The following is a 12,588-nucleotide window of genomic DNA, read 5'->3' on the forward strand; positions in this document are numbered from 1 at the left end:
AGGGCAGGCGGGCCGTATCGAGCGGCGTCAGGCCGCTCGCAGCTTTTGCGTGAAATGCGATGCCGCATCCTGAAGCGTAGCCACCTGTCCCAGCAGTCCGTGCGCTGCGGTCTTCACCTGCGCCGACACCGATCCCGTCTCGTTCGCGGCGGCGGAGACGCGCGCCAGACTGGCAGCCATCTCCTCCATCGCCGCCGCATTGCCGCGGGCGTCATCCTCGATCATCGCGGTCGCCTGCCCCTGATCCTGCGCGGCGCTGCGAATCCGCGTGCTGGCTTCGGTCAGGCGGGCGACGGCGGTGGCGACCTCGTCAAAGCGGCCCTCCGCATCGCCAGCGCGGGACGCGATCGTCTCCACCAGACCCACGATGTCGCCGGTCGCCCGGCCGATCTGGCCCGCCAGCGCCTTTACCTCCTGCGCCACCACGGCGAAGCCCTGCCCCGCCTCGCCCGCGCGCGCCGCCTCTATGGAGGCGTTGAGCGCCAGCAAATTGGTCTGGCGCGCGATGGCGGAGATGAGGTTGGCGATGCTGGCGACCGATTCCGTTGTTTCCGCCAGGCTGCGGATGGCCCGCGCCCCGCCCGACGAGCATTGGCGCGCCCTGTCGGCCAGTTCCGCCTGTTCATGCGCGGTGTCGACCACGCTGTCGGCGGCCCGCGCCAGCACGGACACCTCGCCCGCGACCTCATGCGCCGCCTCCGACGCGCGGTGTGCGGCGCTGGCGACTTCACCCGCCTTGCTGCGCGTACCCTCGGCCAGCACGTTGAGCGATCCCGCCGCATGGTCCAGCGTCTGGGCGGCGTCCACGACCGCCGCCGCGATGCTGGCCACGGACTGTTCGAAATCGGTCGCGACGTTGCGCAGATCCTCCGCCCGCGCCTCCCGCGCGCGCTTCTCGGCGGCGCTGCGCCGTTCGCTTTCCTTCTCGGCCCGTGCCTCCGCAGCGCGGGCGGCGAGCAACGCCTGCTCCGCCTCCATCCGCGCAGCCTCGGCCTTTTGCGTCAGGTCGCTGCTTTCCTGCCGCGCGCTTTCCTGCCGTTCCAGCAGGTTGCGGAAGCGTTCCGCGAAATAGCCCAGCACACCGCACTGGATCACCACAGCCAGCGCGTGGATGAACACTCGTACGACACCGCCGCCGCCGGAAAAGACGAAGTTAGGCGCAAAGATCGACAGCACCAGATGATGCACCGCGACCAGCGCCGCCGCCGGGATGATCGCCCAGACGTCGCACAGGATCACCAGCGAGGCCAAAGCGACGAAGAAATACATGTGCATGTCCACCTGCCAGGGCGAGTGGTTCATCGCGAACACGAACAGGGCAGGCTCCAGCGCGACCATCAGGCCGGTGGCGATACGCGCCGCCCGGTCGGATCGCCCGGCCCATGCCGCCTGAATGGGCATGAGCGTGGTGGCGATGCCCGCGCCCAGCGCCAGCCAAGCCTCCGGCCGCCGCAGGATCAGGGCGAGCACGCACAGCGCCGCCATCGCCAGGCAACTACCGACGGCCAGCAAAAAAATGCCGCGCTTCCTGAGCCGGTCGACTTCCGTCATAACGCCTGTCCCTTGTCCCCGCACCCGCCCGCAGCCGCCCGCAGGACGAGCATATGCCCATCCCGCATCGCAGCCAGCAGAGCGGAGCGTTCGCCCGATACGATCAAACTATTGCGAAATGGCCCGGCGTCTACCAGCGCCGCGCCCGCGCCCAGCGCGACCCGCGCCAGCCCGTCGCGCCCGCCCCCATCCAGCGGAACCAGCAGAATGCGGCCCTTTGCGGGCGGCGCCACAATCATTGCGCCCGCCAGCACAAGGACGAGCACAAGCTGGACAATGGCGATGCCGTAGCGTCCGGTTGCGGTCGCACTCCCGGCCCCCGGTCCCCGCGCCGACAGCGCGACGGCGGCGCTGCGCGTCGGGTCGGGAGCGAGGCGGCCATGGGGTCGCGGCAGGAGGGCAGGCTGGTCCATTTCCCCCAGCGGATAGGCCGGTTTCGCTAATTTGGCGTAAACCTTGATCCAGAAACTACCGATTTTCTGGAAAACACGGGTTTCAGCCCGCGCGGGCCGCGGCGACGATGGCGGCCCATCCGGCCTCGTCGATCACCTCTATGCCCAGTTCCTGCGCCTTCTTCAGCTTCGACCCCGCACCCGGCCCGGCGACCAGCAGGTCGGTCTTGGCCGACACCGATCCCGCCGCCTTTGCACCCAGCATTTCCGCCTGCGCCTTGGCCTCATCGCGGCTCATCGTCTCCAGCGCGCCGGTGAAGACGACGGTCTTGCCCGATACCGGGCTGGCGCGCGTTTCCACGATATAATCGGGGGGCGACACCTGGGACAGGAGGTCGTCCCACGCCTTGCGATTATGCGGTTCGTGGAAGAAATCCGCGAGCGCATGGCCGACCGCCGCGCCGATATTCTCGACCGAGATCAGCTCGGCAATGGCCTTGTCCAGCCGGTTGCGGAACCGCGTCGGCTCCTCCCCCTCCACCGGCTGCGTCGCGTCGCGCAGGGCGATGATCCGCTCCGCCAGTTGCCGCACGGCATCAAGGGTGGTGTACCGTTTCAACAGGTCGCGCGCGGACACCACGCCGACATGGCGGATGCCCAGCCCGAACAGCAACCGCGCGACATCGGGGCTGCGCTTGGCCTCTATCGCGTCGAGCAGGTTCTGGACGGATTTTTCCTTCCACCCCTCCCGGCCCAGCATGGCCTCCCGATGCGCGGCGAGGCGGAAGATGTCGGCAGGCTCCGCGATCCAGCCGAGGTCCAGAAACTCCTCTATGCTCTTGTCGCCCAGCCCCTCGATGTCCAGCGCACCGCGACTGACGAAATGGCGCAGCCGCTCGAACCGCTGCGCCGCGCAGATCAGGCCGCCAGTGCAGCGAACATCGACCTCACCATCCTCTGCCACCGCTTCCGACCCGCAAACCGGGCAGTGATCGGGATAGAGGAAGGGCACGCGCGCCTCCTCCCGCGTCAGATTCTCGGCGATCTGCGGGATGACGTCGCCCGCGCGCTGCACCACCACCCGGTCGCCGATCCGCACGCCCAGCCGGGCGATCTCGTCGCGGTTGTGCAGGGTGACGTTGGAGACGGTGACGCCGCCCACGGTCACGGGTTTCAGGCGACCGACCGGTGTCAGCTTGCCGGTGCGGCCGACCTGTATGTCGATGGCTTCAAGAGTGGTTTCCGCCCGCTCCGCCGGGAATTTATGCGCGATGGCCCAGCGCGGCGCCTTGGCCACGAAGCCCAGCCGCTCCTGCCAGTCCAGCCGGTCGACCTTGTACACCACGCCGTCGATGTCATAGGCGAGGTCGGCCCGGCGCTGCTCGATCGCGCGATATTGCACCAGCATCCCCTCGACAGTCTCCACCCGGACCAGATCGGGCGACAGGGGAAAGCCCCAGCCGCCGATGGCGCGCATCACGTCATGCTGCGTCTCGCCCGGCACCGCACTGGCCACGCCCCAGCCATGCGCCATGAAGCGCAGCGGCCGGGTGGCGGTGACGGCGGCGTCCTTTTGCCGCAGCGAACCGGCGGCGGCGTTGCGCGGATTGGCGAACTGGCGGACGGTGGCGGGATCGAACTCCAGCCCGCGCTGGGCGGCCAGCGCCTCCCCCTCCGCCAACAGCCGGGCGTTGAGGGCGAGGAAATCCGCCTTGGCCATATAGACTTCGCCGCGCACCTCGAACAGGGCGGGCGCGCCCGATGGCAGGCTCTGCGGAATATCGGGGATATGGGCGACATTGGCGGTCACATCCTCGCCCACCTGCCCGTCGCCGCGCGTCGCGGCCCGGATCAGGCGACCCTGCTCATAGCGGATGGAGAGCGACAGGCCGTCGATCTTGTCCTCCGCCGTCACCGCGACGACCACATCCTCCGCCAGTTTCAGGTAGCGCCGCACCCGCCCGACGAAGTCCGCGACATCCTCGTCCGCGAAGGCGTTGTCGAGGCTCATCATCCGCTTGTCATGCGCGATCTTGGCGAGCGGGGACGCCTCCACCGATGCGCCGACCAGCGCATTGGGGCTGTCGGCGCGGATCAGGTGGGGGAAGGCCGCCTCTATCGCATTGTTCTCGCGGACCAGCGCGTCATACTCGCCGTCGCTGATCTCCGGCGCGTCCTTCGCATGATAGAGCGCATTGTGGCGCGCAATGGTGCGCGCCAGGCGCATGAGGCGGTTGGCCGCATCGGCTTCGGTCAGGCTGGCAATGTCCGTCATGGGATCAGAATTCCAGCGCGACGATCGGCGCCAGCGCCGCCAGCGCCGACACCGCCACGATGGCGAGACCGGGCCATGTCGGGACGACCACCAGCTTCATCGCGCGATAGCCGGTCCACAGGGTCAGGACGAAGCTGAGCGGCAGCGCCACGCTCTGCCGTGCGGAAATGCTGCCGTCGAGAATGTCGTAGCAACCGATCAGCACCAGCGCGATGAGGCCGAATCCGCAGGCGAACTCGACCGCCGTGGTGATGACCATGATCGTCACCTGATCGCGAATCCTGGGTTCCGCCTCGTCCGTCATCATACTCCTTCCAGCAGGCGGTCGGCCTGCGCGCGCGCCTCCGGCGTGATCGCCGCGCCGGACAACATGCGCGCGATTTCCTCCCGCCGCTCCGCATCGTCAAGGGCGCGCACGCCGGTGCGGGTGATCGTGCCCTCGCTGGCCTTTGCGATCAACAGATGCGCCGCACCGCGCGCCGCAACCTGCGGGCTGTGCGTGACGACCAGCAACTGGCCGCCGGACGCAAGGCGCGACAGGCGATCCCCGATGGCGGAGGCGACAGCGCCGCCCACGCCCCGATCAATCTCGTCGAAGATCATCGTGGTCGCCCCGCCCCGCTCCGCCAGCGCGACCTTCAGCACCAGGATGAAGCGCGACAATTCGCCGCCCGATGCGATCTTGATGAGCGGAGCAAAGGGCGCGCCGGGATTGGTGGAGATGAGAAATTCCACCCGGTCCATGCCGCCCGGACCCCATTGCCCCTCGTCCAGCGGATCGACCGCCGTGCGGAACCGCGCCGCGTCGAGCTTCAGCGGGGCCAGTTCGGACGCCACCGCCTCGTCCAGCCGCTCCGCCGCCGTCCGCCGCTGGTCGCCGAGCGCCTTTGCCGCCGCCAGATAGGCGGTGCGCGCCGTGGCTTCCGCTTTTTCCAGCGCCGCCAGACCTTCCTCGCCCGCGTCGATGCGAGTCAGCTTGTCGGACAGTTCGGCGGCCAGCGTCGCCAGTTCGTCCGCCGCCACCGCATATTTGCGGGCCAGCGCGCGCAGGTCGAACAGGCGCACCTCGATCGCGTCGAGCCGGGCGGGGTCGACCGCCAGCGCCTCCGTCGCGGCCGCGACATGCTCCTCCGCCTCGCCCGCCTCGATCAGCGCGCGGTCGAGCGCGGCCAGCGCATGTTCGAGCGAAGGATGCTCCGCCGCGATCCGGTCCAGCCGCCGCGCCGCCTGTCGCATCTGGGACAGGCCGCCATCGGAGCCGTCGAACAGGCCGGACAGCGCCGACAGGTCGTCGGTCAGCCGCGCGCCTTTCTGCATCGCGGCGCGCTCCTCGGCCAGTTCCTCCTCCTCACCCACGACGGGGGCGAAGGCGGTGAGTTCGGTCACGGCATGGGCGAGCCATTCGCGCTCCGTCGTGGCCGCGGCGAGGTCCGCGCGGGCCGCCTCCAGCGCATCGCGCGCGCCGGTCCAGCGGGCATAGGCGCCCGCCACGCCGGCACTGTCGCAGCGGCCATAATGGTCGAGCAGCAGGCGATGGCCGCGCGGGTTCATCAGGCCGCGGTCATCATGCTGGCCGTGGATCTCGACCAGCGCCGTGCCGATCTCACGCAACAGCGCGGCGGAACAGGGCTGATCGTTGATGAATGCGCGGCTACCGCCGTCCGCCTTGACCATGCGGCGGACCAGCAGAGGTTCGCCGGGTTCGGCATCGAGGCCATTGTCCGCGACGGTCGCGAGCACGGGGCTGTCCGCCGCCAGTTCGAAGCTGGCGGTCACGCTCGCCTGATCGGTGCCCTGCCGCACCAAGCCACTGTCCGCGCGCGCCCCCAGCACCAGGCCGAGCGCGTCGAGCAGGATCGACTTGCCCGCGCCGGTTTCACCCGTCAGCACGGCAAGCCCCGGTCCGAAGTCGAGGTCAAGCGCCTCGATCAGAACGATGTTGCGAATGGAAAGCCGGGTCAGCATGGGCGCCCGTCTGTCACGCCGCCGGGGCGTGCTCCTTCATGAGGTCATAGGACCGCTGATACCATTGGGTGCCGCGGTAATTGGTGCCCAGCACGGCGGCGGCCTTCTTCGCCTCGTCCACCAGACCCAGCGAGAGATAGGATTCGACCAGACGGTGCAGCGCCTCCGGCGTGTGCGTCGTGGTCTGATATTTGTCGATCACCGTACGGAAGCGCAGGGTCGCGGCCAGCCACAGCTTGCGCCGTTCGTAGAAGCGACCGATCTCCATCTCCTTGCCCGCCAGATGGTCATTGACCAGATCCAGCTTCAACCGCGCATCGGCGGCATATTGGGTGTCGGGATAGCGGCGCGCCAACTCGCTGAGCGAGGAGCGAGCCTGATCCGTGATCTTCTGGTCGCGGGTCACGTCGCTGATCTGCTCATAATAGCAAAGCGCGATGAGATAATAGGCGTAGGGCGCTTCCTTGTTGCCCGGATGGATCGACAGGAACCGCTGCGCGGTCTGGATCGCCTTCGTATAATCCTTCGCGCCATAATAGCTGAACGCCGCCATCACCTGCGCGCGGCGCGCCCAGGGCGAATAGGGATGCTGGCGCTCCACCTCGTCGAACAACTGGCCCGCGAGGCGATACTGGCCCCGGTCCAGACGATATTTGCCCGCATTGTAGAGCGTGCTGACATCGCGGGCGACATATTGGGTGTCCGCCTTGTTCTTGGTTGTGGCGCAACCCGACAGCAGGAAAGCGGTCGAGCCAAGGGCGATCAGGGCGGCGGAGCGCAGGACAGTGTGACGCATGCCCGTGCCATAGCCGAGCCAATCCGCCGCGCCAAGCGATGATCGTCGCCCCGGTCGAGGAAGATGCGGCGGGCGCGGAAACAGGCGGGGAAAGGACGGGCGGGGAAAGCGCGAGCGAATATGGGGTCCGCGCACCTGCCCCGCCCCGCCCGTCATGGCAGGGTCAACGCGGCCTTGATGTCCGCCCAACTGACCAGCTTGAAATTCTGCGCCTGCGGCAGGTTATCGCCATCCTGCGCCACGAACAGACCGGCGGGATAGTCCGGCCCGAAATCGCCCAGCGCCAGTTCGATGCCGTCTGTCTCATAGGTGCCGTCGATCGCGCCGCCGTCGATGCGGAAGCGGCCGCGCAGCGCGCCATCGGCAAGGTCGAGCAGCGCATAGGCATTGTCGCCCTGGCTGGAGACGACGAGCAGGCCGCCCTTCTCCCCCGACGGGGCGAGCGCCAGCCCCTCCACATCCGCGACAAGGCCCTGTGCCGCACCGACCTTTGCAAAGGGAATGGCCACGGGTTGCGCGGCGTTGAGGTCGAAGCGCCAGATGCCGACATCCTCCTCGCCCAGATAGAGCTGGCCGGTGCGGTCATCGACGACGCAGCCCTCCGGCTGGGTCGCGACGCCGAACTGGCGCAGCAAGGTGACGGGCTTTGCGGGATCGGCGGACAGGGCAAGTTCGAGGACCATACCCTGCTTCGTCACCACATAGGCGCGCGGGATGCCGTTCCCGTTCTGCCCAGATGCGTGACGACCGAAGCAAAAGCCATAGGCCTCCCCCTTCGCGCCGCTGGCGTAGCTGCCGATCTGGCTGAGCGCGCCGGTGGCGCCGTCGAGGGTGAACAGCGCGACCTTGGGCGTGGCGCGATCGGTGCGGTCACTGGCCCCGATCAGGACCACCGGTTTTCCGGCCCATGTGACGCCATCGCGCAGGTCGACATTGTTGAGCTGCCCGGCGGCCACGAAGCTGCGCTTCCTGCCATCCAGCCCGTAGGAATAGAGACCCGCCTTCTTGTCCGTGCCCACGATCAGGCTGGCGGCGGGATTGGCGGTGTTGCGCCAGATGGCCGGGTCGTCGGCGGCGTCGGCCAGCGCGGTGCCGACCGGGTCCGTCTCCGCCTTTGCGGGCACAGTGGTGGCGGGCAAGGGTGGCGGCACAGCGCCCGCCGAGGGCGTGGCGGCGGGCGGCGTGGCGGCGCAGGCGGCCAGCAGGATCGACAGGGACAGGACGGCGGTCAGCCGGGGTGAGAAAAACATGGCAGCATCTCCAAAAACGGACAGGGGACCGGACGACATGCGCCCGGTCCCCCGCGAGAAAGACGATCAGAAGGCGTAGCGCGCCATGATCTGGAACACCGGTCCCGCCGTTTCCTTCTCAATCTCATATTCGTCGAAGCTGCGGCGGAACTGGTCGTTCAGGCTGCCGAACTTGTTGAACACCTCATCCTTGCTGCCGTTGAGCAGGTTGGACGCCACCGCGCGCACGGTGAAGGACTTGGCGAACCGCTTTTCCACGAAGATTTCGAGGTCCGCGCCGTAGCGGGTCTTCACTTCCTCCGCGATCACCCGGTCGAGGGCGTTGCCCTGCTTGCGGTAGGTCGCGCCCAAGGCGATCCCAGCCTGCGGGAAGTCCTGGATGAAACCGAAGTTATAGACATAGCGCGACTGACCGTTGAAACGACGCTTGCCGAACTGGTCATAGGCCTCACTGCCCAGCCAGGACAGGTTGCCGAAGATGCCGGTGTTGGGCAGGCCGACGAAGACGAGGCTGGTCGACAGGTCGAACTCGACGCCATAGACCTTGCCATTGCCGACGTTGCGCGGCTGGTAGATGAAGGTGCCAGCCCCCGCCGAACCCTGTGCGCCGGTGTTGGTCATCTCGATCAGGTCGCTGATCTCGCGGTAGAAGGTGTTGAGGCCCACCACGCCGGTCGCGCCGATGCGATGTTCATAGCCAAGGTCGCCGCCCCATGCCTTTTCCGGGCGAAGCTGCGGGTTGCCGCGCAGGTCGTTGTCGCCCAGTTCCTCCTCCAGCGTGGCGGGCGTGATGAAGTTGAAGTCCGGGCGGCGCACGGTGCGAGCCACCGATGCGGTGATGCGGTCGCGCGGGCTGATGTCGAAGCGGATGGAGGCGGAGGGCAGCCAGTTGCCATAGCTGACCTTCTGGTCGCGCAGCGACGCGGCGACGGTATAGTCGTTGACCGTCACGTCGGTATGTTCATAGCGCACGCCCGCTTCCCAGCTCAGCGCGCCGCCCTTGCCCTCGACGAGCGCGAAGCCGTCGCGGCGCTGTTCCTTGATGCGGTTCACGCCGCCCGCGTTGGCGACGGCCACCGGCGTGCCGAACGCGATGGCGAGGTCGGTGGGGTTGCGCGCGCCCGTGTCCCAATTGGCGGTGCCGCCGACGTTGAAACGGTTGCGGGGCGATTCCAGCAGGTGCGACCGGCGGGATTTATCCTGCGCATAGCCGCCGAAGGCCAGGTCGATGCCGTCGACCAGACCGATCTGATGCTCCAGACGCAGGACGATTTCCTCGTCGCGGATGCGCGTGTCGGTGCGGTCGCTGGTCAGCCGCGGCGTGGCGCGGTCGAACTCAATCTCATGCTCCGTCTCGATGCTGTCCTGGTTGAAACCGGCATAGCCGACCTTCACCGTCGTCTTGCCCAGCGACCATTCATGGCTAAGCTTGGCGTCGAAGCTGTAATTTTCCTGGTCGATGTCGTTCACATTGGCATTGTCCACCAACAGGCCGCCCACGGGGATACGGCTGGTCGCGGTCGCGCCGTTGAACTCGTTCGACCGCTCGTCTTCCTTGCGGTCGGTGCGGACATAGAAGCCGGTCAGGGTGAACTTCGTATCGTCACCCTCGATCGTATAGGTGGCGTTGGCGCTGTAATCCTTGCCGTCGCGCGTGTCCTTCTGCTCCTCCCGGTTGACGAGGGGACCGCCGGGACGGTCATAGCGCCAACTGGTCTTACGCTTGGGATTGTGGCGGCCCTGAAGGTTGAGGCCCAGCAGCAGTCGGCCCGGACCAACCTGCCCGCCATAGACGAAGCCAAGGCTCGGCTCGATCTCCGCATCGCGATAGCTGAGGCCACCGATGCGGATATAGCCGCCGTCGAGTTGCAGGCCGTCGCGCAGCACGATGTTGAGCGTGCCGGCGATGGCGTCGCCGGTGCGGCGCGCGGAGGAAGAGCGGACGATTTCCACCCGGTCGATCAGTTCGGCGGGGATGCGGTCCATGAAGAAGCTGCGGTCGGCGCTGGAACCGGGCACGCGCTCACCATTGATGAGGATCTGCGTGTAGGCGGGCGCGAGGCCGCGAAGGCGCACGCCGTCGCTCTCGATCACGTCGGACAGGAAGGTGACGGACGGCACGCGCTTGAGCGCGTCACCGGCGGTCAGCGGTTCGAACCGCTGAAAATATTCATTGCCATAGGAGAGGGTCGGCTCGGCGGCTTCGGTGCGGTTGCGATAGCCGATGTTGGCGAGCACGACGATGTCGCTGGCGGAGCGCATCTCGCCCGCTTCGGCGTCGGCGGCATCGGCCACGGTCGCGGGCGCATCCGCCGCCATGGCGGGCTGGAACGCGGCGGACAGGAACAGTGCGGACAGAACGCTGGCAAGGCCAGCGCCGTTCAGAACATGGAATTTCATGAAGACCCCCTTTTGTGTCGGGGGGCGGTTACGAGGCGTTCGTTACCCGCAAATGTCAGGCTGACGGCATTGGGATGACAATATCATGACGATTGGATGACAGCCCGGACAAGGCGCCGGAACAAGGCCGGTCGTGTCGGTCAGTCTGCGAGCACGTCCTGCGCCAGCGCGTCCACATCCAGCCGAGCCACGGTGCCGCGCGTGTCGGAGGTCAGGGTGTAGCTGCCGTGCAATTGCCGGGCGAGCGTGGTCGCGATCTTCAGGCCAAGGCTGGACGACTGGCTGGCGTCGAAGCCCGAAGGCACCCCCTGCCCGTCGTCGGTGATGACGATGTGCACCCGCGCGCCCGCGCCCTTGCGCACCACAATGTCGATGCGGCCATTGCCGCGCGCGCGAAAGCCATGCTCCAGCACATTGCTGATCGTTTCGGCGACGATCAGGGCGATGGGAACCGCGGCCTCGCTGGACAGTTCGATGCCCGGTTCCGCATCGACAGCAAGCTGCACATTGGGCGCCCCGCTCTGCTCCACAATGTCGTGCCCGACCCGGTCGAGAAAGGCCGCGATGCCCAGTCCGCCCCGGTCGGGATCGTGCAGCGCCCGGCTGATCCGGCCGATCATGCCGACCCGCAACGCCGCCTCCTCCAGCGCCTTTTGCGCGTCCGGGTCGACGATGGTGCGCCGCTGGAGCGTCAGCAGCGAGGCGATGATCTGAAGCTTGTTGGAGACGCGGTGCTGCAATTCCTGGAACATCGCGTCGCGCACCTCATGGCGGCGGAGCGACTGCTTGCGCTGCTCGTTGAGCAGCCGGTTGGCGCGCTGGACCAGATGGATGATGCCGATGTCGATCAGAATGACCAGCCAGAAGAACAGGCAGGCCACCACCACGCCCGGCCCGAAAGCCAGCGTCCCCACCGGCGCGATGAAGAAATAGCGCGCCGCCAGCCAAGAGGCCAGGCCCGCGACAAGACCCGCACGCGACCCGAACAGGAAGGCGGACAGGATGACGGCGGGGAAGAAGGTGACGAACGGATAGCCGCCGGGCAAATAGCCTTCCGCCGCGATGCGGACGAGGAGCGCCACCGCCGATGCGAGGATGGCGAAGGCATAGCCCACCGCCGGCCGCTCTTGCGCCGCCGGCAGCCGTTCCATCCATTCAAGCCACCCGGATGTCATCTATCATAGTTTTCCACGGAGGAGACAGACTGCCAATAGCAGATAGTTACGCCCACGCTCTAATCTCAATCAAGGGGGACGTGCCATTATTCAGGCGAAACGATGCGTTTCGTCGCAGAACGGGCGGCGGCGATGCGGGCGGGAGTGAGGCACGGATGGCCAGATTGCGGGGGTGGATATACCGGCGCGCGGGAACCGGAGGCCCCACGCGCCGGCGCGCGCACTATATCAGGTCCGACGAATCGGCGATATAGGCGCGCATCCGCGCGGACCCGAGGGGCGTCAGCCCGACCGAACGCCGCCCCGGCATTTTGCCAGTAACGACGACCAGTCCCGCTTGGACAAGAGTATCGAGAAGCGTAGCGCCCGCCAGCGGCGCGACCCGGTTGGCCAGCAGCAGACTCTGTTCCCCGGCGGCCATGTCCTGGCACGCGCTGATGAACAGGGTCAGCATCAGGCCCATGGCGTCGTCGGCCATGGCGGGGCTGATGAAGTGGCGCTGCCGCAATCTGTAAAGATTGTGCAGCGCAACAGCCCGCGCCTCGACCGGGACCGCAGCCGCCATGACCGCACTGTCGGCGGCCGGGTCAGGCTGGGAAACGTCCCGGTCAGGGCTGTCGGTTACGGTCACGCTGTCTCGAAAATCCCGAAAAATACCAAAGAGCGCCGCCGGAAACGACCGACGGCGTCCATGCCATATGCTGGTGGAATGGGGGTGCCCTAGGCCGCCTTCGCACCTGCGTCATGTCCCGTAATTGGACGACACGCGAATACGGGACGTTTC

General features: G+C 67.4%; 10 protein-coding genes. All 10 read right to left on the minus strand.

Features of this window, described 5'->3' with window-relative positions:
- Positions 1-27 precede the first annotated feature (27 nt).
- The gene (locus LWE61_RS13625; protein ID WP_234150978.1) at positions 28-1,551 is read right to left on the minus strand and encodes a methyl-accepting chemotaxis protein; all 1,524 of its coding nucleotides are present in this window, start codon (positions 1,549-1,551) and stop codon (positions 28-30) included.
- On the minus strand, positions 1,548-1,964 hold the full coding sequence (locus LWE61_RS13630; protein WP_234150981.1) for a hypothetical protein: 417 nt from the start codon (positions 1,962-1,964) through the stop codon (positions 1,548-1,550). Before LWE61_RS13630 ends, LWE61_RS13625 begins: the two co-directional genes overlap by 4 nt.
- Before the next feature lie 82 nt (positions 1,965-2,046).
- Positions 2,047-4,218, minus strand: a complete 2,172-nt coding sequence (gene ligA / locus LWE61_RS13635) for an NAD-dependent DNA ligase LigA (protein WP_234150984.1) — start codon at positions 4,216-4,218, stop codon at positions 2,047-2,049.
- A gap of 4 nt (positions 4,219-4,222) precedes the next feature.
- The gene (locus tag LWE61_RS13640; RefSeq protein WP_234150986.1) at positions 4,223-4,522 is read right to left on the minus strand and encodes a hypothetical protein; all 300 of its coding nucleotides are present in this window, start codon (positions 4,520-4,522) and stop codon (positions 4,223-4,225) included.
- Entirely contained in the window at positions 4,522-6,183 is a 1,662-nt protein-coding gene (gene recN, locus LWE61_RS13645; protein WP_234150989.1) for a DNA repair protein RecN, read from the minus strand. The genes LWE61_RS13640 and recN overlap by 1 nt, the downstream gene beginning before the upstream one ends.
- 13 nt (positions 6,184-6,196) lie before the next feature.
- On the minus strand, positions 6,197-6,979 hold the full coding sequence (locus tag LWE61_RS13650; protein ID WP_234150992.1) for an outer membrane protein assembly factor BamD: 783 nt from the start codon (positions 6,977-6,979) through the stop codon (positions 6,197-6,199).
- 152 nt (positions 6,980-7,131) lie between these two features.
- Complete coding sequence (locus tag LWE61_RS13655; RefSeq protein WP_234151005.1) at positions 7,132-8,229, minus strand: phytase; 1,098 nt, start codon at positions 8,227-8,229, stop codon at positions 7,132-7,134.
- A 66-nt stretch (positions 8,230-8,295) separates the two neighbouring features.
- Positions 8,296-10,629, minus strand: a complete 2,334-nt coding sequence (locus LWE61_RS13660; protein ID WP_234151008.1) for a TonB-dependent receptor plug domain-containing protein — start codon at positions 10,627-10,629, stop codon at positions 8,296-8,298.
- 140 nt (positions 10,630-10,769) lie between these two features.
- Entirely contained in the window at positions 10,770-11,780 is a 1,011-nt protein-coding gene (locus tag LWE61_RS13665) for a sensor histidine kinase (protein ID WP_234151010.1), read from the minus strand.
- A gap of 247 nt (positions 11,781-12,027) precedes the next feature.
- Positions 12,028-12,435: a hypothetical protein gene (locus LWE61_RS13670; RefSeq protein WP_234151014.1), complete on the minus strand. Its 408-nt coding sequence runs from the start codon at positions 12,433-12,435 to the stop codon at positions 12,028-12,030.
- Between the last annotated feature and the right edge of the window lie 153 nt (positions 12,436-12,588).

This window comes from Sphingobium sufflavum (genome assembly GCF_021403115.1).
GTDB lineage: Bacteria > Pseudomonadota > Alphaproteobacteria > Sphingomonadales > Sphingomonadaceae > Sphingobium > Sphingobium sufflavum.

Bases quoted from the DNA above. Each gene is read 5' to 3' on its own strand.
- LWE61_RS13665 (WP_234151010.1), bottom strand. From the start codon at position 11,780: ATGGAACGGCTGCCGGCGGCGCAAGAGCGGCCGGCGGTGGGCTATGCC.
- LWE61_RS13660 (WP_234151008.1), bottom strand. From the start codon at position 10,629: ATGAAATTCCATGTTCTGAACGGCGCTGGCCTTGCCAGCGTTCTGTCC.
- ligA (WP_234150984.1), bottom strand. From the start codon at position 4,218: ATGACGGACATTGCCAGCCTGACCGAAGCCGATGCGGCCAACCGCCTC.
- LWE61_RS13625 (WP_234150978.1), bottom strand. From the start codon at position 1,551: ATGACGGAAGTCGACCGGCTCAGGAAGCGCGGCATTTTTTTGCTGGCC.
- LWE61_RS13655 (WP_234151005.1), bottom strand. From the start codon at position 8,229: ATGTTTTTCTCACCCCGGCTGACCGCCGTCCTGTCCCTGTCGATCCTG.
- LWE61_RS13640 (WP_234150986.1), bottom strand. From the start codon at position 4,522: ATGACGGACGAGGCGGAACCCAGGATTCGCGATCAGGTGACGATCATG.
- LWE61_RS13630 (WP_234150981.1), bottom strand. From the start codon at position 1,964: ATGGACCAGCCTGCCCTCCTGCCGCGACCCCATGGCCGCCTCGCTCCC.
- recN (WP_234150989.1), bottom strand. From the start codon at position 6,183: ATGCTGACCCGGCTTTCCATTCGCAACATCGTTCTGATCGAGGCGCTT.
- LWE61_RS13650 (WP_234150992.1), bottom strand. From the start codon at position 6,979: ATGCGTCACACTGTCCTGCGCTCCGCCGCCCTGATCGCCCTTGGCTCG.